Origin of the sequence: Pseudomonas sp. SWRI50 (assembly GCF_014269095.1) — a bacterium.
Lineage (GTDB): Bacteria > Pseudomonadota > Gammaproteobacteria > Pseudomonadales > Pseudomonadaceae > Aquipseudomonas > Aquipseudomonas kermanshahensis.
This window is the reverse complement of the sequence record NZ_JABWRW010000025.1, coordinates 1-22,486: the sequence shown is the minus strand read 5'-3', so window position 1 is coordinate 22,486 and position 22,486 is coordinate 1. Positions and strand designations below refer to the sequence as shown.

Genomic DNA, 22,486 nt, shown 5'->3' with positions numbered 1-22,486 from the left:
TGGGTTAGCTATTTTTTCATGGAGAAGCGCGATGCAAGGGCGCAAGGCAATGTTGATCCTGCACGGCAAGCAGGCGATGAACGAAGCGCTGCGCAGTGCCGTGCTGGCGATGCGCGAGAGCGGCTGGGTGCTGGATGTGCGGGTCACCTGGGAAGCCGGGGACGCTCAGCGCCTGGTGGGCGAGGCGCTGGCCGCTGGTTACACCCATATTGTCGCGGGCGGCGGCGATGGTACGTTGCGCGATGTCGCTGAAGCCATGGGCTTGGCAGCGGCCCAGGCCAGCCTGGCGCTGTTGCCTTTGGGCACCGCCAATGATTTCGCCAAGGCTGCGGGCGTGCCACTGGAGCCGGATGCCGCACTGGCATTGCTGAATACCCCGGCGCGGCCTATCGACTTGGGCCAGGTCGGTGATCACCTGTTCCTCAACATGGCCACCGGCGGCTTCGGCAGCCAGGTTACGGCCAACACCTCGGAGGACCTGAAAAAGGTCCTGGGGGCTGCGGCCTACCTGTTCACGGGGCTGTCGCGCTTCAGCGAGTTGCAGGCGGCCTCAGTGGAACTACAGGGCCCCGACTTCCATTGGCAGGGTGATCTGCTGGCGCTGGGCATTGGCAATGGCCGGCAGGCCGGCGGTGGGCAGGCACTGTGCCCGGAGGCGCTGGCAGACGATGGCCTGCTGGATGTCGCCATACTGCCAGCGCCGCAGGAAGTGGTGGGGGCGTTGCGCGACCTGCTGGCCGGGGATGGGTTGTTTGTCCGGGCCAGGCTGCCCTGGGTGGAGATCAAGAGCTCGCAGGGGCTGGACATCAACCTAGACGGTGAGCCGCTGCAGGTCGACAGCCTGCGCTTCGAGGCAAAGCCCGCCGCGTTGCAGGTGCACTTGCCGGTCGACTCGCCGTTGCTCAGTCGTCCAGGCTGATGATTTTTTCGCGTACCGCGTACAGCACCAGGCCCGCCACATCGTGAATCTGCAGGCGTTTCATGATTTGCGAACGGTGGGTTTCCACAGTCTTGATCGAGAGCCCCAGGCCACTGGCGATTTCCCGGGTGGATTTGCCGCGCACGATCAGGCGCAGGATTTCCAGCTGGCGTGCGGTCAGGTTGTGGCGGTCGCGGTTCGGTTGCTTGCGGTGCTGGGTATGCAGCAGCGCCTGGTTGATGACGGTGTGGGCGATCGCCGGGCTGAGGTAGCGCTCGCCGTTGCGCAGGGCACACAAGGCCTGCTCCAGCTCGGTCGCGCTGGTGTCTTTGAGCAGGTAGCCATGGGCGCCGCTTTCCAGGGCACGCATGATCAGGTCCGGGTCGGTGTGCATCGACAGGATCAGTACCTTACAGGTGCTGCCGCTGGCGCGCAGCTGTGTCAGGGCATCGAGGCCGCTGGTCGAGCGCATGGAAATGTCCAGCAGGACGATGTCGGGTGCCAGGTTGCGCACGTGCTCAAGCAGCTGGTTGCCGTCATCGGCTTCACCGGCCACGCAGTAGCCCGGGATGTCGGAGACCAGTGCGCGGACCCCGGCGCGGATCAGCGAGTGGTCGTCCACCAACAGCAGTCTACAGGTCATGGGCGGTAAAGCTCCTGGCGCGTTCCTGGGTGCGTGGCGGCCACGGGAACAGCGCTTCGATCTGCGTGCCCACGCCAAGCTGGCTGGTGATGTCGAGACGCCCCTGTAAGGCCGTCACCCGTTCCTGCATGCCGGCCAAACCGCGTTGCCCTGCTTCGGCCGGGTGCCTGGCGGGGACAAAGCCGCGGCCATCGTCCTGAATGATCAAGGCAAGCCCTGCGGGGCTGCGTTGCAGGCGGATCGACAGATTGCGCGCCTGGGCATGGCGCAGCATGTTGGTCACGGCTTCCTGGGTGATGCGAAACACCGCCATGGCGACGGCTTCGTCAATGCCGCCCAGGCGTTGATTGCAGACCAGGCTCCAGTGCACATCGGTTTTTTCCAGCGTGCGCAGCAGGTGCGCACGCAGGCTGGCCTCAAGGCCCAGGCTGGCCAGTTGCCGAGGGTTGAGCAGGGCACAGACATCGCGCACGTTGCTCAGCGCGTTGTCGAGCGTGGTGCGCAGGGTGTCGCAGTGGCTGTGCAACTCATCGGGCATACGCCGTTGCAGCCATTGCAACTGAAGCTTGGCTGCGGTGAGCAGTTGCCCGATGTCGTCATGCAGTTCGCGGCCCAGGTGCTGGCGCTCGCTTTCCTGCACCATCAGCATGCGCTTGGCCAGTTCTGCCGGGTGCAGGCGGATCGACCCGGCCCCCAGGCCCACGTGCAGGCCAACGCCAAGCATCGCCGCGACCTGCAGCATCAACAGGCTGGCCGGTATCGCTTGGCCGGCCATGTACAGCAGCAGGTTGGCGACCATGGAGGCCACGCACAGCACGATCGTCATCCAGCGCAGCAGGGCAGTGCGGGAGCAGCAGCGCAGAAGAGTCTTCAAGCGTGGGAGCATAGATAGAAAAGCCACTGAAGTATTGCTGATGGAGGCCTTGCACAAGTCTTAGCAGAGGCTTTGGCGCAGTACTTTATATGTTTTGCGGGGCACGTCCTCAATCAGCCTTGATGCCGGCTGAAGGCGGTCGCTGGCGAGCATGGTAACACTTCACACGGCGTTGGTCGCTGTTGGGCAATGCTTTGAAACCTCATGTTTACGGGCTGTTTCGGCACGTTCGTCCGACTCGAGTCAATAGCAAAGTGCCAGCCACTATTCGTCTGTCAATCATGCCGAGTGTAACTAGGGCAATAATCACGCGCGCAGTCCTGGCGACAGTTGGCGAAACTTCCAAGTTTGGCCAACAACGCCCTTAGTTGCTCTTTTGTTAGTTATTGTGAAACGCGGGGGTGCGTGCCTTGGGCGGCTGTTGTGGCTGTATGCGGGTGAGTGCAGTGGCTGCCGCGCTCATCGCAGGCGGCACAGGCTTGCGGTAATGGTTGATCGAGCACGCTGGCCAGTTCATTGAGCAATGTGATTTGTTCGCCGGTATCCAGGTTCAGCTGCCCGGTGCGCGGGTCGATCAGCTCGAGTTGCCAGGCCAGCAGGGTCAGGCAAGCGTCGGTTGCGGGCAGGGCTTCACGTTGCAGGCGCTGCTGCTGGCAGGCCGGTGCGAGCAATTGCTGCAGAACGGTGGCGTAGTGGGCAACTTCGAGCAGGTCCAGCCGGGTGGCGCGCCTCGCGAGCGTGTCGAGGGCGGTGTTCAGGCAACCGCAGGCGTCTGCGTCGTTGTCGATCAGTTCCAGGTGCTGCAGGCATTCCTGGGACTGGCTCAGCAAGACTTGCGCATCCAGCAGAAAGTCTTGCAACGCACCTTCAAACGATAAGGCACTGTCCATCAGGACGCTCGGGCGCGTTGGGCGCGGGCAAGGGGCGGGCACGGCGATACGATAGCGAACAAAAGCCTGACTCCATTCATGCAATGAGAATGGCGTCACATTAATGGCTAATGGATATCGCGAACATCAGGTTGCACCCGATTGCATCTAAGGGTTTCCCTGATGGGAGGCCAGGGTGCAACAAGGTGCTAACGGGCACTGGCCTGCCTCGATGTGCCCGCAGTAAAGCATGATGGTAAAGTGATATCAATTACCTTCTCGGCATTTTCCCGCAAGGGTCAAGGTGCGCGTGAACCCGCCGATACAGGGTGGATGAATACACTTTTTCGACTCAAGCCTGGGGGTTTCCAATGGCCGGCATTCTCGACACAGTAGACCAACGCACGCAATTGGTGGGCGAGAACCGCCTGGAAATTCTGATGTTCCGCCTGGCAGGTCGGCAGCTCTTCGCGATCAACGTGTTCAAGGTGCAGGAAGTGCTCCAACTGCCCAAGCTGACCCTGATGCCGCAGCGCCATGCCTTTGTCTGCGGCGTGGTCAACCTGCGTGGGCAGACCCTGCCGGTGATCGACCTGTCCCAGGCGATCGGCATGCGGCCCCTGCAACCCGGGCCGGACAGCACTATCATCGTCACGGAATACAACCGCTCGGTGCAGGCCTTCCTGGTGGGGGGCGTTGACCGCATCGTCAACATGAACTGGGAAGCGATCATGCCGCCGCCGACCAGTGCCGGGCGCCAGCACTACCTGACCGCCATCACCAAGGTCGACGAGAAACTGGTCGAAGTGATTGATGTGGAGAAGGTCCTGGCAGAAATCGTCCCGTACAACGCCAAGGTCTCCGGCGAACGGCTTGCCGACCCCGTGCTGGCCCGCGCCAGAGGCCGTGAAGTATTGCTGGTGGACGATTCCAGCGTTGCCTTGGCACAGCTGCGTGACACCCTGTCGCAACTGGGCATGAAGCTGCACGTGGCCAGTGATGGCTTGAAGGCGCTGCGCCTGCTCAAAAGCTGGGCTGACGCCGGTGAGAATGTGTGCGAGAAGCTGCTGATGGTGTTCACCGACGCCGAAATGCCGGAGATGGACGGTTACCGGTTGACCACCGAGATCCGTAGCGATGCCCGCTTGCGTCAGCTCTACGTGGTGCTGCACACCTCGTTGTCGGGCAGTTTCAACGAATCCATGGTCAAGAAGGTGGGCTGCGATAACTTCTTGTCCAAGTTCCAGCCGGATCGCCTGGTCGAGGTGGTCAAGCAGCGCCTGCTGCTGGATACGGCTACTGCGTGATCCCTGGCCCTGCCGGGTATAAGCTTGGCGTTTCGAATGACGCGAGGCGGCAGGGATGTTTCTGAGTGAGTTGTATCGATACCCGGTGAAGTCGGGGCAGGCGCAAAGCTTGCAGGCTTCGCCGGTCGGCCAGTTGGGGTTGTTGGGTGACCGTCGCTGGATGGTGGTGGAGGCGGAAAATGGCCGCTTCCTCACCCAGCGTGCCTGGCCACAGCTCGGCCAGCTCAGGGCGAGCGATGACGATGCTGGGCAGTTGCTGCTGGAGGCCCCAGGGCAGGTGCCATTGCGGGTGCCTGTACCGCTTACCGACGATGACTTGCGGGGCGTGACTATCTGGCGCGACACCCTGCGGGTGCCCGATGCTGGCGAGGTTGCGGCGCACTGGCTGTCGGCGTTGCTGGGCAAGGACGTGCGGCTGGTGTATTGCCCGGAGCAACGGGCGCGTTACCTGCCCAATGGTTATGGCTTGAACAGTGACCGTGCGGCGTTTCCGGATGGTTTTCCGCTGCTGTTGATCGGCCAGGGGTCGTTGGACGAGCTCAGTCGGCGCGTTGGCCGGCCCATGGAGATGCTACGGTTCAGGCCCAACCTGGTGGTACAAGGCGCAGAGCCGTTCGCCGAGGACGGCTGGAAGCGGGTTCGTATCGGCACCCTCGAGTTTCGCGTGCTCAAGCCCAGCGTGCGGTGCATTTTCACCACCATCGATCCACGGACCGGCGAACGCAGCCCGGACCGCGAGCCCATGACCACGCTCAAAACGTTCCGCGAGAGAGAAGGGGATGTGTTGTTCGGGCAGAACCTGGCGGCGGATGGCAGTGGCGTGCTGGAAGTGGGGATGAAGGTCGAAGTCCTGTAGGAGCAGCCTTGCGCTGCGAAGAGGCCGGTAACAACACCGAAGATCCAGGGTGTTTTTACCGGCCTCTTCGCAGCGCAAGGCTGCTCCTACAAGGGGTAGCTTACATATCGTCGAAGTAGCGCTCGTGCCAATCCACCAGCGGCTGCGGCGAGTTGAGCTTCTGCCCGTAGATCACCGAATACGACAGCACGTTCTGTACGTACTGGCGCGTCTCGTCGAACGGGATCGATTCCACCCACACATCGAAGCTCAGGTGTTTAGCGCCCTTGAGCCACTGGCGTACCCGCCCGGGGCCGGCGTTATAGGCCGCCGAAGCGAGTACCCGGTTGCCATTGAATTGGCTGTGCACCTGGCTCAGGTACGCGGCCCCCAGCTGAATGTTCTTGTCGGGGTTGAACACCTGCGCCGGCGAGGCCAGCGGGATGCTGAACTTGCGCGCGGTTTCCTTGGCGGTGGCCGGCATCAGCTGCATCAAGCCGCTGGCGCCCACGCTGGAGCGCGCATCCTCCATGAAGGCACTTTCCTGACGGGTAATGGCGAACACCCAGCTTGAATGCAGGCCGCGGACCTTGGCCTCGCGCACCAGGGTGTCGCGGTGGGCCATCGGGAAGCGGATGTCCAGGTCATCCCAGTACTGGGCCTGGCTGATGGTCCGAATGGCCGGGAAGTACCAGCGCAGTTCATAGGCCAGGCGTGCCTGCGCGACCATCTCGTCACGGGTGAAGTGGCGGCTGACGTGGTACCACTCGCGGCGCCCTTCGACGATCTGCCCGCGGGCATGGAATTCCAGTGCACGTTGAATGCCCGGGGTATTGCGCACCTTAGTGACCAACTGCTGGCTCAGCACCAGGGGCTTGTTGTTCAGCTGGTAGGGGGTTTGTGCACGGTCGGCAGCGAGGAAACCATAGAAGTCACGCTCGCGCGCCACGGTCTTGTACAGCAGTGGAATCTGCGGGTTGTTCGGTTGGGCCAGTTCGAGGCTGCGTGCCTGCCAGTACTTCCAGCGGTTGCTGCTGGCCAGGTCCTGGGGCAGGCGCTTGGTCAGCTCGTAGGCATCTTCCCAGCGGCCCAGGCGCAGCAACAGGCGCAGGCGCCATTCGCTGACGGTGTTGTCGCGCAGCTCGGGGTCGTAGCGGGTCATCAGGTCGAGCGCGCGTGGGTCGTAGCGGCGCGCCAGGGTCAGGCCGATCTCGCGGGCGATGGCCACCTTCTCGTCGCGGGAGAAGTGCATGCGCTGGGCATAGTCGTCGAGCAGGGCCATTGCCCGCTCCGGGTTCTGCCGGGCCAGTCGGCGCAAGCCGAGGCTGACCACGTCGGACATGGCCTCGTTGACCGGGGTGAAGCGCGACGGCTGGTTGAGCAGCTCGGGCTTCTGTGCCACATCGATCAGCAGGCGCCCTTGCGGGCCGAGGGTGGTCAGGGTTTTGACCAGGTTGTTGGCCAGGCCGTAGTTGCGCGCCTGGGCCGCCAGCTTGGTGCGGTTCCAGCGCTTGGCCTCGGTCAACTGGCCCTCGGCGGCCCACATGCCGAACAGTGTGTCACAGGCCGCCGGTTGCGACTTGCCGACATTCCACAGTTTATCGGCCGTGGCATAGCCTTCGGCGCGCAGGCCGTGGCTGAGCTGGTACTGGCCGTTGAGGCAGTCCAGTTCGGTGAAATTGAGCTTGGGGTCGTAGTACTTGACGAAGGTGTTCCATTCGCCGCGCTCGGCCAGCCAGCGCAACCAGCGCAGTTTCATCCAGTTGGCCTGGGGCAGGTCGCCGTGTTTGGCCAGGAACCCTTCGATTTCTTCGTTGCTCGCGCTCTTCAGGCGTGCGGTCAGCTCGTCGTAGGTCAGGTAGGGCGTCAGCGGGTAATCACGCAATTGCTGGGCATAGCGCAGGTACGGGCCTTTGTCGCCCTTGGCCAGGGCGCGCTTGGCCTCGTCGTAGTACTGGCGCTGTTGAGTGAGGTCGAGGGCCTGCGCCGCGCTGGCGGTGGCGGCGGTAAGCAGCAAGCAGGATGCAATCTGTAACAGGCGGCTGCGCATGATACGTCCGGGCAGTTGAACCATGGGGAAGTGACGGCGAAGCCAGCACTGTTGGAAGCTATGCCTTAGCTTAGCCGTTTGCCGGCGGCAGATGAAAGCACAGCGCTTGTATCAAGACATTATGTTCGACCAGATGTCGTAAAGCCCTCACCGGGTGGTCAACTTAATGCCGTGGGGGCCCAAGTCAGGTAGAATGCGCGCCCGATTTATGGAGACCAACATGACCCTGCTCAAATTCAGCGATGTGTCCCTCGCATTCGGCGCCATGCCGCTGCTGGACAAAGTGTCCTGGCAGATCGCTCGTGGCGAGCGGGTGTGCATCATCGGCCGCAACGGCACCGGCAAGTCGAGCATGCTGCGCCTGGTCAAAGGCGAGCAGAAGGGCGACGACGGCGAGATCTGGCGCGCTCCGGGCCTGAAGATCGGCGAGCTGCCGCAGGAATTGCCGCTGGCCGACGAGCGCAGCGTGTTCGATGTGGTGGCCGAGGGCCTCGATGGCGTTGGCGCGTTGCTGGCCGAGTTCCATCACCTGAGCCAGAACATCCAGGGCGACGAAGACCTGGAAAAACTCATGCACGTTCAGCACGAGCTCGAAGCCCGTGACGGCTGGCGCCTGCAGCAGGTGGTCGAAAGCACCCTGAGCCGTCTGCAACTGCCTGCCGACAAGACCCTGGCCGAGCTGTCCGGTGGCTGGCGCCGCCGCGTGCTGTTGGCCCAGGCGCTGGTGTCGGAGCCTGACCTGCTGCTGCTCGACGAGCCGACCAACCACTTGGACATCGGTGCGATCGCCTGGCTTGAAGAGGCGCTGCGCGGGTTCAATGGCGCGGTACTGTTCATCACCCACGACCGGTCCTTCCTGCAGAACCTGGCCACTCGCATCCTCGAACTGGACCGCGGTGGGCTGATCGACTGGAACGGTGATTACGCCAGCTTCCTGGTGCACAAAGAAGCGGCGCTGGCCGCCGAGGAAACCGCCAACGCGCTGTTCGACAAGCGCCTGGCCCAGGAAGAAGTGTGGATCCGCCAGGGCATCAAGGCCCGGCGTACCCGTAACGAAGGGCGCGTACGTGCCCTCAAGGCCTTGCGCGTCGAGCGCGGCGAGCGCCGTGAGCGTCAGGGCAAGGCGAACATCCAGATCGAGGCGGCGGACAAGTCCGGCAAGCAGGTCATGGTGCTGGAAAATATCAGCTTCGCCCATGCCGACGGCCCGATGCTGGTCAAGGACTTCTCCATGGTCCTGCAGCGTCAGGACCGTATCGGCCTGCTGGGTGCCAACGGTACCGGCAAGACCACCTTGCTCAAGATGATGCTCGGTGACCTGGAGCCTATCTCGGGCAAGGTCGAGCGTGGCACCAAGCTGGAAGTGGCCTACTTCGACCAGATGCGCCATCAGCTCGATCTGGAAAAGACCGTGATCGACAACCTGGCCGAAGGCCGCGATTTCATCGAGATCGATGGCCAGAACCGCCACGTGCTCAGCTACCTGGGCGACTTCCTGTTCAGCCCCCAGCGTGCCCGTACGCCCGTCAAGGCGCTGTCGGGTGGCGAGCGTGCGCGCCTGCTGTTGGCCAAGCTGTTCAGCAAGCCGGCCAACCTGCTGGTGCTCGACGAACCGACCAACGACCTCGATGTGGAAACCCTCGAGCTGCTCGAAGAGGTGCTGTCCAACTACAAGGGCACCGTGCTGATGGTCAGCCACGACCGGGCCTTCCTCGACAACGTCGTCACCAGCACCCTGGTGTTCGAAGGCGAGGGCAAGGTGCGCGAGTATGTCGGTGGCTATGAGGACTGGATCCGTCAGGGCGGCTCGCCCAAGCTGCTGGGCGTGACCGAAAGCAAGGGCGGCAAGTCCGAGCTCAACAGCGCGGTAGTGGAGAAGCAGGACGTGCAAGCCGCACCGGCGCCAGCGGCAGCCGTGGCCGACGCCTCGAAGAAGAAACTCAGCTACAAACTGCAGCGTGAGCTGGAGATGTTGCCTGGGCAGATCGATGCGATCGAACAGCGCATGGCTGAGGCGCAGGAAGAAGTGAATGCGGCGGGCTTCTATCAGCGGCCAATCGCCGAGACTTCGGCGGTGCTGGCGCAGATCGAGAAGCTGCAAGGCGAGCTGGATGTGCTGGTAGAGCGCTGGGCTGAGCTGGAAGGCTGATCAGCGGTTAACCTGAGCCGGCCCCTTCGCGGGGCAAGCCCGCTCCCACAGGATCGCCACATACCTCAAGGCCTGTGGCGTACCTGTGGGAGCGGGCTTGCCCCGCGAAGAGGCCAGTACAGGTTAAATCATTCCTTCTTCTGTAGCCGCACCGCTAGCACGTCGCATGGCGCGCCATGCAGCACGTCGTTGGCGGTGGAGCCCAGCAGCAAAGCCAGGCCATGTCGGCCATGGCTGCCGACCACGATCAGGTCGCACTTCTGGTCCTTGGCCAGTTGGTGGATTTCCTGGCGGGGCTGGCCGTAGGTCAGGTGGGAATCGCCGCGGTTGATGTCCGGGTATTTGTTGAACAAGCGCTCCATTCGCTCTTTGGCCTGATCGAACTGCTGCTGTTGCAGCTGTGAGAGGTCCATGGGCACGTCGCCGCCAAATGCCATGGCCATCGGTTCGACGATGTGTACCAGGGATACCTTGGCGCCTGAGGGTTCCGCGAGCTTCATGGCGCGCTTGATCACCGGGTCGCATTCTTCGGTCAGGTCGACGGCGACCAACAAATGTTCGTATTGCATGAGCGGTACTCCTGACAATCGCGATAGAAGAAGTATGGTCGCTTTCGGGCGGGTCTTCCGTGAAAAATGGCTAACCAGCTCATTTGCAACGCTTTATGGGGTCTACTGATATGACGGTATTGCTGGTGGTGTCAATCCTTGCACTGATTCTCAGCCCGCTTTCCTGGTTGCGCACGTCGCGTAAGCAGGGCGAGCAGATGAACCTGCGCCTGGAAGCGCGTCGCATGGGCCTGGCCATGCAGCTGGCGCCTCAGCAATGGCCACATTGGCTGGAAAAGGAGCCGCCAAGCCCCTGCCCGCAGTACCACCGTGGGCGGCGCAAGGGGCGCGAGGACAGCTTCTGCTACTGGCAGGTCACGCCAGGCGTGTGGTGGAACCAATGGCGCGAGCCGTGTGAGGATCCGCGCCTTGCCGAGGCCTTTGCGCGCTTGCCGGCCAGTGTCTACAAGGTTGAGGCCGACCCCCGTATGATCGCTTTGTACTGGACCGAGCGGGGCGATAAATCTGTATTGCAGGATATTGCGCACGTCCTCGAAACCCTCGCCTGACCCCTCGCCAATTAAAAAGCGCGTTAAACGACAAAGCGGCGGCTTGGCAGAGCCCCTGAAGGGGTGGGGTGCCAAGTCGCCGCTTTGCGTTCTGCTGCGCAGAAAAGGCCAGGCAGGCCGGGAATGCTTGAAGCCATTGGCAGTGTAGTCGGCTGCCAGCGATCTGCTGAAAAAAATCTTCCCCTGGCAGGCACGGGCCTGTTTTCCCATGGTCAATTGCTGACATGAATGTGCAGCGATCACTGACGTCATGCTTTGTACCCAGACCCTACAAAATGACCGGAAAGTCGCGTTTTCACTCAGTGCGTGAGCATTTGACAACGCTGATCTTTTCGGAGAATGTGTGCACACCCAAATCAAACGGGCGTATGAATTGAGCGTTTGTATGTCACACGGCTCGTTCATAGTCCCGACTAGCGCGCTGACGGGTGTGCCTGGGGCAGGGCGGCATGGCCTGCCTGATGCAGCAGCGACCGGCGTGTACAGTTAGCTTCCATATCGTGGAGATCAGTTGATGATTTACGAAGGTAAAGCCATCACGGTTAAGGCTCTTGAAAGTGGCATCGTCGAACTCAAGTTCGATCTCAAGGGTGAGTCCGTCAACAAATTCAATCGCCTGACCCTGAACGAGCTTCGCGAAGCGGTCGATGACATCAAGGCCGACGCTTCGGTCAAGGGCGTAATCGTCAGCAGCGGCAAGGACGTGTTCATCGTCGGCGCCGACATCACCGAGTTCGTCGACAACTTCAAGCTGCCCGAGGCCGAGCTGGTAGCTGGCAGCCTGGAAGCCAACCGCATCTTCAATGCCTTCGAAGACCTCGAAGTGCCAACCGTTGCCGCCATCAATGGCATCGCCCTGGGCGGTGGCCTGGAAATGTGCCTGGCGGCCGATTACCGGGTCATGGCCAGCACTGCCAAGATTGGCCTGCCTGAAGTCAAACTGGGCATCTACCCAGGCTTCGGCGGTACCGTGCGCCTGCCGCGACTGATCGGTTCGGACAACGCGGTCGAGTGGATTGCCGCCGGCAAGGAAAACCGTGCCGAAGACGCCCTCAAGGTCGGTGCCGTCGACGCCGTGGTCGCCCCTGAGCTGCTGCAAGCCGGTGCCCTGGACCTGATCAAGCGCGCCATCAGCGGCGAGCTGGACTACAAGGCCAAGCGCCAGCCGAAACTGGAAAAGCTCAAGCTCAATGCCATCGAGCAGATGATGGCGTTCGAGACGGCCAAAGGCTTTGTCGCAGGCCAGGCTGGGCCGAACTACCCTGCGCCGGTCGAAGCCATCAAGACCATTCAGAAGGCCGCCAACTTCGGCCGTGACAAGGCCCTGGAAATCGAAGCCGCAGGCTTTGCCAAGCTGGCCAAGACGTCGGTTGCCCAGAGCCTGATCGGCTTGTTCCTGAACGACCAGGAGCTCAAGCGCAAGGCCAAGGCCCATGACGAAATCGCCCGTGACGTGAAGCAGGCTGCCGTGCTCGGCGCTGGCATCATGGGTGGCGGCATCGCCTACCAGTCGGCGGTCAAGGGCACGCCGATCCTGATGAAGGACATCCGCGAAGACGCCATTCAACTGGGCCTTAACGAAGCCTCCAAGCTGCTGGGCAATCGCGTTGAAAAAGGCCGCCTGACCCCCGCCAAGATGGCTGAAGCACTCAACGCCATCCGCCCGACCCTGTCCTACGGCGATTTCGCCCACGTCGACATCGTCGTCGAGGCCGTGGTCGAGAACCCGAAGGTCAAGCAAGCCGTGTTGGCAGAAGTCGAAGGCCAGGTGAAAGAGGATGCCATCCTCGCCTCCAACACCTCGACCATCTCCATCAACCTGCTGGCCAAAGCGCTCAAGCGCCCAGAAAACTTCGTCGGCATGCACTTCTTCAACCCGGTGCACATGATGCCGCTGGTCGAAGTCATTCGCGGCGAGAAGTCCAGTGAAGTGGCGGTTGCCACCACCGTGGCGTATGCCAAGAAAATGGGCAAGAACCCGATCGTGGTCAACGACTGCCCGGGCTTCCTGGTCAACCGCGTGCTGTTCCCGTACTTCGGCGGTTTCGCCAAGCTGGTCAGCGCTGGCGTCGACTTCGTGCGCATCGACAAGGTCATGGAGAAGTTCGGCTGGCCCATGGGCCCCGCCTACCTGATGGACGTGGTCGGCATCGACACCGGCCACCATGGCCGCGACGTGATGGCCGAAGGCTTCCCGGACCGCATGAAGGACGAGCGCCGTTCGGCGGTAGACGCCCTGTACGAGGCCAACCGCCTGGGCCAGAAGAACGGCAAGGGCTTCTACGCCTACGAGACCGACAAGCGTGGCAAGCCGAAGAAGGTGTTCGACCCCGCCGTGCTCGACGTGCTCAAGCCGATCGTGTTCGAGCAGCGTGAAGTCACTGACGAAGACATCATCAACTGGATGATGGTCCCGCTGTGCCTGGAGACCGTGCGTTGCCTGGAAGACGGCATCGTCGAAACCGCCGCCGAAGCCGACATGGGCCTGGTCTACGGCATTGGTTTCCCTCCCTTCCGTGGCGGTGCATTGCGCTACATCGACGCGATCGGTGTCGCCGAATTCGTCGCCCTGGCCGATCAGTACGCTGACCTGGGGCCGCTGTACCACCCGACCGCGAAGCTGCGCGAAATGGCCAAAAATGGCCAGCGCTTCTTCAACTGAGCGTAGAGCGAGAGATTTGATATGAGCCTGAATCCAAGAGACGTGGTGATTGTCGACTTCGGTCGCACGCCAATGGGCCGCTCCAAGGGTGGCATGCACCGCAACACCCGCGCCGAAGACATGTCTGCGCACCTGATCACCAAACTGCTGGAACGCAACGGCAAGGTCGACCCAAAAGAAGTCGAGGACGTGATCTGGGGCTGCGTCAACCAGACCCTGGAGCAGGGCTGGAACATTGCCCGCATGGCGTCGCTGATGACACCGATCCCGCACACCTCGGCGGCGCAGACCGTCAGCCGCCTGTGCGGCTCGTCGATGAGTGCGCTGCACACCGCCGCCCAGGCGATCATGACCGGCAACGGCGATGTATTCGTGGTTGGCGGCGTCGAGCACATGGGCCACGTCAGCATGATGCATGGCGTCGACCCTAACCCGCACCTGTCCTTGCATGCTGCCAAGGCTTCCGGGATGATGGGCCTGACTGCAGAGATGCTCGGCAAAATGCACGGTATCAGCCGTGAACAGCAGGATCTCTTTGGCCTGCGTTCGCACCAGCTCGCTCACAAGGCGACGGTCGAAGGCAAGTTCAAGGACGAGATCATCCCGATGCAGGGCTATGACGAGAATGGCTTCCTGAAGGTCTTCGATTTTGACGAGACCATTCGCCCGGAAACCACCCTCGAAGGGCTGGCCTCGCTGAAGCCTGCGTTCAACCCGAAAGGTGGCACCGTCACCGCGGGTACTTCGTCACAGATCACCGACGGTGCTTCGTGCATGATCGTCATGTCTGGCCAGCGCGCCATGGACCTGGGCATCCAGCCATTGGCGGTGATTCGCGCCATGGCCGTGGCCGGTGTCGACCCGGCAATCATGGGCTACGGCCCGGTGCCATCGACCCAGAAAGCCCTCAAGCGTGCCGGCCTGAGCATGGCCGATATCGACTTCATCGAGCTCAACGAAGCCTTCGCCGCACAAGCCTTGCCTGTGTTGAAAGACTTGAAAGTGCTCGACAAGATGGATGAGAAGGTTAACCTGCACGGCGGCGCCATTGCTTTGGGCCACCCGTTCGGTTGCTCGGGTGCACGTATTTCCGGCACCCTGCTCAACGTCATGAAGCAGAATGGCGGTACTCTGGGGGTGGCGACCATGTGCGTCGGCCTCGGCCAGGGCATCACCACTGTCTTCGAACGCGTCTGATCGCGTCGCGGGACAGCAGCCGGGGCCTTGTGCCCCGGTTTTGTTTTTTACAGGTTTTATTAAAAAGGGTGAGCGACATGCAGATACAGCCAGGCGTATACCGGCACTACAAGGGGCCTGAGTACCGTGTCTTCAGTGTTGCGCAGCACTCCGAAACTGAAGAGTGGATGGTCTTCTACCAATGCCTGTATGGTGAATACGGGTTCTGGGTACGGCCTCTTTCGATGTTCCAGGAGTCCGTCGAGGTTGACGGCGAGCAGGTGCCACGCTTTGCTTTGGTCAAGGCCGAAGAAGGGTTGCCTGGGCTGCTGACCAAGTCGCACGAGTGATCGACCGCGCTTGACCTCACTGTTTTGCCACTATATATAGCGGTGCCGCGTCTGGCACCTGACGCGTTTTTCATCTTCAGATTCAGGAATACTCCGATCCATGGGCAAATCGCTGGTCATTGTGGAATCCCCGGCCAAGGCCAAGACCATCAACAAGTACCTGGGCAACCAGTACGTGGTGAAGTCGAGTATCGGCCATATCCGAGACCTCCCCACCAGCGGTTCGGCCAGCGCTAGCAAAGAGCCGGCCGCCAAGCGTGGTAAGGCTGCGGGTGAGGCGCCGGCCCTTTCGCCGAAAGAAAAGGCACGCCGCCAGTTGGTGGCGCGCATGGGTGTCGACCCCGACCACGGCTGGAAGGCCAAGTACGAGATCCTGCCTGGCAAGGAAAAGGTGATCGAAGAGCTGCGCCGCCTGGCCAAGGATGCTGACACCATCTACCTCGCAACCGACTTGGACCGCGAAGGGGAGGCCATTGCATGGCACCTGCGCGAAGCCATCGGTGGTGACGACACCCGCTACAAGCGCGTGGTGTTCAACGAAATTACCAAGAAGGCCATTCAAGAGGCCTTCTCGCAACCGGGCGAGCTGGACATCGACCGCGTCAACGCCCAGCAGGCGCGGCGCTTCCTCGATCGCGTGGTGGGCTACATGGTTTCGCCACTGCTGTGGGCCAAGATCGCCCGTGGCCTGTCTGCAGGCCGTGTACAGTCGGTCGCGGTGAAGCTGGTGGTCGAGCGCGAGCGCGAGATCCGTGCCTTCATCCCCGAAGAGTACTGGGAGATCCACGCCGATTTGGGCACCGCCAAGAACGCCAAAGTGCGTTTCGAAGTGGCGCGCGAGAAAGGCGAGGCCTTCAAGCCGCTTAACGAAACACAGGCCATGGCAGCGCTGGAGAAGCTCAAGGCTTCCAGCTACAGCGTGGTCAAGCGTGAAGACCGCCCGACCAGCAGCAAGCCTTCGGCGCCGTTCATCACGTCCACCTTGCAGCAGGCCGCGAGCAACCGCCTGGGCTTTGGCGTGAAGAAAACCATGATGATGGCCCAGCGTCTGTACGAAGCGGGTTACATCACCTACATGCGTACCGACTCCACCAACCTGTCGGCCGATGCCCTGGACATGGCGCGCAGCTACATCGAGCGCGAGTTCGGCAAGCAGTACCTGCCGGAAAACCCGCTGGTGTATGGCAGCAAGGAAGGCGCCCAGGAGGCGCACGAAGCGATTCGTCCTTCTGACGTCAACACCCATCCGACCAAGCTCAGCGGCATGGAGCGCGATGCAGAGCGCCTGTACGAGCTGATCTGGCGCCAGTTCCTCGCCTGCCAGATGCCGCCGGCGCAGTACCTGTCCACCAGCGTCACGGTGGCGGCTGGCGACTTCGAGCTGCGTGCCAAGGGCCGTATCCTCAAGTTCGACGGTTACACCCGCGTGCTGCCGCAACAGAGCAAGCCTGGCGAAGACGATGTGCTGCCGGAAATGGTCCAGGGTGAAGCGCTCAAGCTGATCCAGATCGACCCGAGCCAGCACTTCACCAAGCCGCCAGCGCGCTTCACTGAAGCCAGCCTGGTCAAGGAAATGGAAAAGCGCGGCATCGGTCGCCCGTCGACCTACGCGGCGATCATCTCGACCATCCAGGACCGTGGCTATGTGACGTTGCACAACCGCCGCTTCTATTCCGAGAAGATGGGCGACATCGTCACCGAGCGCCTGTCCGAGAGCTTCTCCAATCTGATGGACTACGGCTTCACCGCCGGCATGGAAGAGAACCTCGACGACGTGGCCCAGGGCGAGCGTGACTGGAAGAACGTGCTCGACGAGTTCTACGGCGACTTCAGCAAAAAGCTGCAGACGGCCGAGTCGGCCGAAAACGGCATGCGTGCCAACCAGCCGACCATGACCAACATTCCGTGCAAGGAATGTGGCCGCCCGATGATGATTCGCACCGCCTCCACCGGCGTGTTCCTCGGTTGCTCGGGCTACAGCCTGCCGCCCAAGGAGCGTTGCAAGGCAACCGTCAACCTGGTGCCAGGTGACGAGATTGCCGCGGATGACGAGGGTGAATCGGAATCCCGCGTGCTGTTGGGCAAGCACCGTTGCCCGATCTGCGCCACGGCGATGGACGCCTACCTGCTGGACGAGAAGCACAAGCTGCACATCTGTGGTAACAACCCGGATTGTGCGGGCTACGAGATCGAAGAGGGCAGCTACCGCATCAAGGGCTACGAAGGGCCGAGCCTGGAGTGCGACAAGTGTGGCAGCGAGATGCAGCTCAAGACTGGCCGTTTCGGCAAGTTCTTCGGTTGCACCAACCCTGCCTGCAAGAACACCCGCAAGCTGCTCAAAAGCGGTGAGGCGGCGCCACCAAAGATGGACAAGGTGGAAATGCCAGAGCTGAAGTGCGAGAAGGTCGATGACACCTATGTGTTGCGCGACGGTGCTTCGGGGTTGTTCCTGGCGGCCAGCCAGTTCCCGAAAAACCGCGAGACCCGTGCGCCGCTGGTGCTGGAGATCGTCCCGCACAAGCATGAGATCGATCCGAAGTACCACTTCCTCTGCGATGCCCCGCAGAAGGACCCGGAAGGCCGCCCAGCGGTGATTCGCTACAGCCGCAAGACCAAGGAGCAGTACGTGCAGTCCGAGGTCGATGGCAAGCCGACGGGGTGGAAGGCGTTCTACGACGGCAACACGTGGAAGGTTGAAGACAAGCGCTGATTGGCGTTGAACGGGGGCCGCTTTGCGCCCCATCGCCGGCAAGCCGGCTCCCACAGGTGCAGCGCCATTTCAACGGTGGCGCTCCCCCTGTAGGAGCCTGCTTGACGGCGATGGGGCGCAAAGCGGCCCCAGTTGTTTATGCGACATTCAGCTTGCGGCCAGCCAGGCCATCCCTGAAACTGATCCTAATCGCTTACCAGCCTTTAGGGAGGTCACTCGAGATGGCCCAGGAACTCTACACCCGCACCAACCAGAAACTGTTCTTCGCCGGGCTCGCGCTCGAGTCCATGGCCAAAGCCGAACAGGGCCAGGCCATGAACGCTCAGGGCTTGGTCCAGGCCGAACGCGAATCGGCGCTGTTCCACTTGTACGGCGCGCTTCTGGGCCTGTGCCATGAAATTGGTGGCTACTACCGCCTACCAACGGCGTCGAGTGTCGAGCAACTGCTTGAAGGCGATGCGCTGAATGGCATCGCTATCCCCGAGGTGGCCGAGCTGCTGGAATTGGCCCGTCAGCGTGAAACCTGGCTGGCGCAAATGCTGAGTGCTTATGCCGATTTGTTCCGACCACCGGTCGCGAAAAAAACGCCTAAAACCGATGTCACCCAGCCGCTGATTCAGGCCGTCAATCTCGATGAGCCCGAGCAGCCTGCGCTGTCGCGTGAAGAGCTGGAAAGCTGGCGCAGCAACCTTAAAAGCTTGGTGAGACGTTTCCGTGACGCGTTGAGTGAGTGCTGATAGCCGCTGCGGCTGATACAATGTTGGCCTTTCGTGGAGAACAGCCTTTTATGTCTACGTCTTTTCTGGAAATTGTCGAGTTGCCTGATGGCCGGATCGAACTGCGTCGTGCGGAGGATGAGGGCTCTCTGGTAACCCTGGATTTCTCGGAAGACGCCAAGGCGTTCCTGCAGGGTCAGCATGTAGAAGTGGCCAAGGCCATGCTCAGTGTCGGCGTGCAGATGGCCGGTCGCCTGATGGATGGCGAGCTCGAACGCGACGAAGGTCCTCGCGTTCTGCATTGATCGCGTTGCTTGGTATCAGTGCTTTTGAAGTAACAGGCAAAGCCTGAACATCAGCCGAGGCGGATGTTCAGGCTTTGTGCGTTTCCGGTGCTGGCTGAGCGCAGCAGCAGTTGACGCGCACTGGCATTGACGCTGCCAAGCCAGCTGACCACGGTGTGGCTGCGGCCAAGGCGCAGCGCTTCGCAGGTTAGTTGCAGCGGGCTCTGATTGCCACGAGGGTGCAGCAGCAGGATGCGTTCGCGGTTGAGGCCAGCATCGCGCAACCAGGCCTGGGTCAAGCTCGAGGGTGGGGCGATCAGGGTCAGCCAGCGGGCGTCTTCCTCTTCGCTCAGTTCGCGCAGGACCGGGGCCAACAGGCTCTGGCAATGCTCGGCAGCGCCGCGCAGTGACAGCTCGCTGAACAGCTCGGGGTGGCTGCTCTTGCGCGTCTGCTCGCTGGCCTTCAGGCCCGGCAGAATGGGCTGGGCAAGGAATGCTTCGAACAATGGCAACTGGGCTTGCTCGGGTGCGTGAATGAACTGCTGCATGGCGCCTCCTGGATCAGCGGCGTATGACGCCGACGCTCAAGCCCTCGATCACCAGCTCCTGTTCTTTCAGGTCGACTTCGATGGGGGCGAATTCGGGGTTTTCGGCAACCAGCCAGACCTTGGTGCCTTCGCGCTTGAAGCGCTTGACGGTCACTTCGTCACCGATGCGGGCGACGACGATCTGGCCATTGCGGGCTTCGCGGCAGGTGTGCACTGCCAGCAGGTCACCGTCGAAGATGCCGACATCCTTCATGCTCATGCCGTGCACGCGGAGCAGATAGTCGGCGCGAGGGTGGAAGAAGGCAGGGTTGATGTTGCAGGATTGCTCGATGTGCTGCTCAGCGAGGATCGGTGCGCCCGCTGCGACCCGGCCGATGATCGGCAGGCCGCTTTCGTCGGCCTTGGCCTCGAACCCGGGGATACGGATGCCGCGGGATGCGCCGGGGGTCATCTCGATGGCGCCTTTGCGAGCAAGGGCCTTCAGGTGCTCTTCGGCGGCGTTGGGCGATTTGAAGCCCAGCTCCTGAGCGATTTCAGCGCGTGTCGGTGGAAAGCCGTTGTCTTCAAGGCAACGTTTGATGAACGCGAGAATTTCAGCTTGGCGTGGCGTCAGTTTCAACATGGTGAGCGCTCTGTCTTTTTATACAGTGACTGGGATTATATACAGTACTGGATGAGCTGCAAGCACCCTGTACGAAGAAACAGCGAGAATGGCGCTTGCAGCGCGATGATTGGCGTTTTTAAATGGCGACCACCCAGTCACCGAGCCTTGACAGACGCAGGCCTGAAACGTATGTTTCAAACACCTGTTTGTCTGGCGGAATAATCATGGCCCAATCGGAAACCGTTGAACGCATTCTCGATGCTGCCGAGCAGCTGTTCGCGGAAAGAGGCTTCGCTGAAACCTCGTTGCGGTTGATCACCAGCAAGGCCGGGGTGAACCTGGCGGCGGTCAACTACCACTTCGGTTCCAAAAAGGCCCTTATCCAGGCGGTCTTCTCGCGTTTCCTCGGCCCTTTCTGTGCCAGCCTCGAACGTGAACTCGAGCGTCGCCAGGCGCGCCCGGAGCAAAAGCCCAGCCTCGAGGAGCTGCTCGAAATGCTCGTCGAGCAGGCCCTGGCCGTGCAGCCGCGCAGCAACAATGACCTGTCTATCTTCATGCGCCTGCTGGGGCTGGCTTTCAGCCAGAGCCAGGGGCACCTGCGGCGTTACCTGGAAGACATGTACGGCAAGGTGTTCCGCCGCTACATGCTGCTGGTCAACGAAGCCGCGCCACGGGTTCCGCCGCTGGAGCTGTTCTGGCGCGTGCACTTCATGCTCGGCGCCGCAGCGTTCAGCATGTCCGGCATCAAGGCGTTGCGCGCCATCGCCGAAACCGATTTTGGCATCAATACCTCGATCGAACAGGTCATGCGCCTGATGGTGCCGTTCCTGGCAGCAGGCATGCGTGCCGACAGCGGGGTCACCGACGAAGCCATGGCAGCCGCCCAACTGCGCCCGCGCAGCAAGACCAGCAGCACAGCCACCGCCAAGGCCTGAAGGCTGGGCGGGGCAGGGCGCTTCGGCTAAGCTAGCGCCCATGCCCGATCTCGATCTATTGCACATCTCCCTTGCCGACCAATGCCTCTATGGGTTCGCCCAGGGCCGCTTGTGCCTGCGCCTGGCGGTGTCCACGGCGCGTAACGGCGCCGGCGAGCGCAAGGGTTCGGGCTGCACGCCGCGTGGCCTGCATCAGGTACGGGCGAAGATTGGCGCGGGCCTGCCGCTGAACGCAGTGTTGCGTGGGCGGCGCTGGACCGGTGAGGTCTGGTCGCCTGAGCTGCAGGCGCGGTTTCCCGGGCGGGACTGGGTCCTCACCCGCATACTCTGGCTCAGCGGCTGCGAGCCGGGCGTCAACCGCCTCGGCGCCGTCGACACGTTCCGCCGCTATATCTACTTGCATGGCACACCTGAGACCGAACCTTTGGGCGTGCCGCTGTCCCATGGCTGCATACGCCTGCACAACACCGATTTGCTTGGCCTGTTCGACCGCGTGCCGGCCCATTGCCGGGTGCGCATCGAAGAGGCGGCTTGCCCCCAGTGGGCTTCTTTAAGTCTTCAATGAAGGATTTCCCATGACCGTCAGCCTGCAAGGCTCCTTGATGGTGGACATCGCCGGTAAATGGCTGACCGCCGAAGACCGTCACCTGCTGCGCCAACCTGAAGTGGCCGGCTTGATCATCTTTGCCCGCAATATCGACAGCCCGCGCCAGGTGCGCGAACTGTGCGCGTCCATTCGCGCGATTCGCCCGGACTTGATCCTGGCCGTCGACCAAGAGGGCGGGCGTGTGCAGCGGCTGCGCCAAGGCTTCGTGCGCCTGCCGGCCATGCGTGCATTGGCCGACAACGACAACGCCGATTACCTGGCGGAGCAGTGCGGATGGTTGATGGCCACCGAGGTGCTGGCGGTAGGCCTGGACCTGAGCTTCGCCCCCGTGCTCGACCTGGACCACCAGCGCAGTGCGGTGGTCGGCAGCCGCGCCTTCGAGGGTGACCCACAGCGCGCCACGCAGCTGGCGGCGGCCTTCATTCGCGGCATGAACGCTGCGGGTATGGCGGCCTGCGGCAAGCACTTCCCGGGGCACGGCTGGGCCGAGGCTGACTCGCACGTGGCCATTCCCACGGACGAGCGCAGCCTTGAACAGTTGCGTCAGGCGGACCTGGTGCCCTTCACCCGGCTCAGCGGCCAGCTGGCAGCGGTGATGCCGGCCCACGTGATCTACCCGCAGGTCGATAACCAGCCGGCCGGCTTCTCGCGGCGTTGGTTGCAGGACATCCTGCGAGGTGAGCTGGGCTTTGACGGGGTGATTTTCAGTGACGACCTGTCCATGGCCGGTGCGCACGTGGTCGGGGATGCGGCCAACCGCATCGAAGCAGCGTTGAGTGCTGGCTGCGACATGGGCCTGGTGTGCAACGACCGGGCGGCGGCAGAGCTGGCATTGAGTGCGGCGCAGCGGCTGAAGGTCAAGCCTTCGCCGCGCATTGCACGGATGCAGGGGCAGGGCTTTGCGCGCACCGATTATCGCCAGCAGCCGCGTTGGCTGGAGGCGTTGGGGGCGTTGCGCGAGGCGCAGCTGGTCGATTGACTGATCCGGCCTCTTCGCGGGGCAAGCCCGCTCCCACAGGACTGGACTGCCCCCAGAAAGTTGGACAGTTTCAGCTAGCAGCCTGAGCCCTGTAATCAACAGGGCTCAGGCCGTTAAGCCTTAGCTTGATGCGGTCATGGTTGTAGTAATGA

Annotated in this window: 22 protein-coding genes; 14 read left to right on the top strand and 8 right to left on the bottom strand. The window is 62.2% G+C overall.

The window, feature by feature from the left end; all coding sequences use genetic code 11:
* The first annotated feature begins 31 nt into the window (after positions 1–31).
* A complete protein-coding gene (gene yegS, locus HU750_RS21980; protein WP_186682352.1) occupies positions 32–919 on the top strand; it encodes a lipid kinase YegS in 888 nt (295 codons plus the stop codon).
* Here the strand turns inward: yegS and HU750_RS21975 are convergent.
* The 3 genes from HU750_RS21975 to HU750_RS21965 form a co-directional block, all read right to left on the bottom strand.
* On the bottom strand, positions 903–1,562 hold the full coding sequence (locus HU750_RS21975; protein WP_099430045.1) for a response regulator: 660 nt from the start codon (positions 1,560–1,562) through the stop codon (positions 903–905). The two genes, yegS and HU750_RS21975, sit on opposite strands and share 17 nt — an antisense overlap.
* Positions 1,552–2,448: a sensor histidine kinase gene (locus tag HU750_RS21970; protein WP_085274206.1), complete on the bottom strand. Its 897-nt coding sequence runs from the start codon at positions 2,446–2,448 to the stop codon at positions 1,552–1,554. Before HU750_RS21970 ends, HU750_RS21975 begins: the two co-directional genes overlap by 11 nt.
* A gap of 371 nt (positions 2,449–2,819) precedes the next feature.
* Positions 2,820–3,326 (bottom strand): histidine kinase, encoded by a 507-nt coding sequence (locus HU750_RS21965; protein ID WP_085274207.1) that lies wholly within the window; start codon positions 3,324–3,326, stop codon positions 2,820–2,822.
* A gap of 350 nt (positions 3,327–3,676) precedes the next feature.
* On the opposite strand from HU750_RS21965, the gene HU750_RS21960 reads away from it, so the two are divergent.
* Both HU750_RS21960 and HU750_RS21955 read left to right on the top strand, forming a co-directional pair.
* On the top strand, positions 3,677–4,612 hold the full coding sequence (locus tag HU750_RS21960) for a chemotaxis protein CheV (RefSeq protein WP_027596634.1): 936 nt from the start codon (positions 3,677–3,679) through the stop codon (positions 4,610–4,612).
* Positions 4,613–4,667: 55 nt separating this feature from the next.
* Positions 4,668–5,468 carry an MOSC domain-containing protein gene (locus HU750_RS21955; protein WP_186682350.1) on the top strand — a complete coding sequence of 267 codons (801 nt, stop codon included), beginning with the start codon at positions 4,668–4,670 and terminating at the stop codon, positions 5,466–5,468.
* Between the two features lie 100 nt (positions 5,469–5,568).
* Here the strand turns inward: HU750_RS21955 and HU750_RS21950 are convergent, their stop codons facing one another.
* Positions 5,569–7,497 (bottom strand): transglycosylase SLT domain-containing protein, encoded by a 1,929-nt coding sequence (locus HU750_RS21950; protein WP_186682348.1) that lies wholly within the window; start codon positions 7,495–7,497, stop codon positions 5,569–5,571.
* 220 nt (positions 7,498–7,717) lie between these two features.
* Here HU750_RS21950 and HU750_RS21945 point away from each other — a divergent pair, with 220 nt between their 5' ends.
* Positions 7,718–9,646, top strand: a complete 1,929-nt coding sequence (locus tag HU750_RS21945; protein ID WP_027596632.1) for an ATP-binding cassette domain-containing protein — start codon at positions 7,718–7,720, stop codon at positions 9,644–9,646.
* Between the two features lie 128 nt (positions 9,647–9,774).
* Here the strand turns inward: HU750_RS21945 and HU750_RS21940 are convergent, their stop codons facing one another.
* A complete protein-coding gene (locus tag HU750_RS21940) occupies positions 9,775–10,215 on the bottom strand; it encodes a universal stress protein (RefSeq protein ID WP_099453382.1) in 441 nt (146 codons plus the stop codon).
* 110 nt (positions 10,216–10,325) lie between these two features.
* On the opposite strand from HU750_RS21940, the gene HU750_RS21935 reads away from it, so the two are divergent.
* The 7 genes from HU750_RS21935 (at position 10,326) to HU750_RS21905 (ending at position 18,682) form a co-directional block, all read left to right on the top strand.
* Positions 10,326–10,763 carry a hypothetical protein gene (locus tag HU750_RS21935; protein ID WP_027596630.1) on the top strand — a complete coding sequence of 146 codons (438 nt, stop codon included), beginning with the start codon at positions 10,326–10,328 and terminating at the stop codon, positions 10,761–10,763.
* A gap of 514 nt (positions 10,764–11,277) precedes the next feature.
* Positions 11,278–13,425 (top strand): fatty acid oxidation complex subunit alpha FadB, encoded by a 2,148-nt coding sequence (fadB, locus tag HU750_RS21930; protein ID WP_186682347.1) that lies wholly within the window; start codon positions 11,278–11,280, stop codon positions 13,423–13,425.
* A 21-nt stretch (positions 13,426–13,446) separates the two neighbouring features.
* Positions 13,447–14,622 (top strand): acetyl-CoA C-acyltransferase FadA, encoded by a 1,176-nt coding sequence (gene fadA / locus HU750_RS21925; RefSeq protein ID WP_027596628.1) that lies wholly within the window; start codon positions 13,447–13,449, stop codon positions 14,620–14,622.
* Between the two features lie 77 nt (positions 14,623–14,699).
* Positions 14,700–14,951 carry a DUF1653 domain-containing protein gene (locus HU750_RS21920; protein WP_186682345.1) on the top strand — a complete coding sequence of 84 codons (252 nt, stop codon included), beginning with the start codon at positions 14,700–14,702 and terminating at the stop codon, positions 14,949–14,951.
* A 100-nt stretch (positions 14,952–15,051) separates the two neighbouring features.
* On the top strand, positions 15,052–17,661 hold the full coding sequence (gene topA, locus HU750_RS21915) for a type I DNA topoisomerase (RefSeq protein WP_186682343.1): 2,610 nt from the start codon (positions 15,052–15,054) through the stop codon (positions 17,659–17,661).
* A gap of 221 nt (positions 17,662–17,882) precedes the next feature.
* The gene (locus HU750_RS21910) at positions 17,883–18,398 is read left to right on the top strand and encodes a DUF6586 family protein (protein ID WP_027596625.1); all 516 of its coding nucleotides are present in this window, start codon (positions 17,883–17,885) and stop codon (positions 18,396–18,398) included.
* Between the two features lie 50 nt (positions 18,399–18,448).
* The gene (locus HU750_RS21905) at positions 18,449–18,682 is read left to right on the top strand and encodes a hypothetical protein (protein WP_004376430.1); all 234 of its coding nucleotides are present in this window, start codon (positions 18,449–18,451) and stop codon (positions 18,680–18,682) included.
* 50 nt (positions 18,683–18,732) lie between these two features.
* Here HU750_RS21905 and sulA read toward each other — a convergent pair whose 3' ends face one another.
* Positions 18,733–19,209, bottom strand: a complete 477-nt coding sequence (sulA, locus tag HU750_RS21900; protein WP_027596624.1) for an SOS-induced cell division inhibitor SulA — start codon at positions 19,207–19,209, stop codon at positions 18,733–18,735.
* A 13-nt stretch (positions 19,210–19,222) separates the two neighbouring features.
* On the bottom strand, positions 19,223–19,831 hold the full coding sequence (lexA, locus tag HU750_RS21895) for a transcriptional repressor LexA (protein ID WP_027596623.1): 609 nt from the start codon (positions 19,829–19,831) through the stop codon (positions 19,223–19,225).
* A gap of 206 nt (positions 19,832–20,037) precedes the next feature.
* Here lexA and HU750_RS21890 point away from each other — a divergent pair, with 206 nt between their 5' ends.
* Genes HU750_RS21890 through nagZ form a run of 3 tightly spaced genes read left to right on the top strand, consistent with a single transcriptional unit; the run spans position 20,038 to position 22,334 of the window.
* A complete protein-coding gene (locus HU750_RS21890; RefSeq protein WP_027596622.1) occupies positions 20,038–20,748 on the top strand; it encodes a TetR/AcrR family transcriptional regulator in 711 nt (236 codons plus the stop codon).
* Positions 20,749–20,788: 40 nt separating this feature from the next.
* Positions 20,789–21,313: a L,D-transpeptidase gene (locus tag HU750_RS21885; RefSeq protein ID WP_186682341.1), complete on the top strand. Its 525-nt coding sequence runs from the start codon at positions 20,789–20,791 to the stop codon at positions 21,311–21,313.
* Positions 21,314–21,335: 22 nt separating this feature from the next.
* Positions 21,336–22,334 carry a beta-N-acetylhexosaminidase gene (gene nagZ, locus HU750_RS21880; protein WP_172961393.1) on the top strand — a complete coding sequence of 333 codons (999 nt, stop codon included), beginning with the start codon at positions 21,336–21,338 and terminating at the stop codon, positions 22,332–22,334.
* Positions 22,335–22,404: 70 nt separating this feature from the next.
* Here the strand turns inward: nagZ and HU750_RS21875 are convergent.
* The coding region (locus HU750_RS21875) for an IS3 family transposase (protein WP_186679064.1) at positions 22,405–22,486 on the bottom strand (82 nt) is incomplete at its 5' end.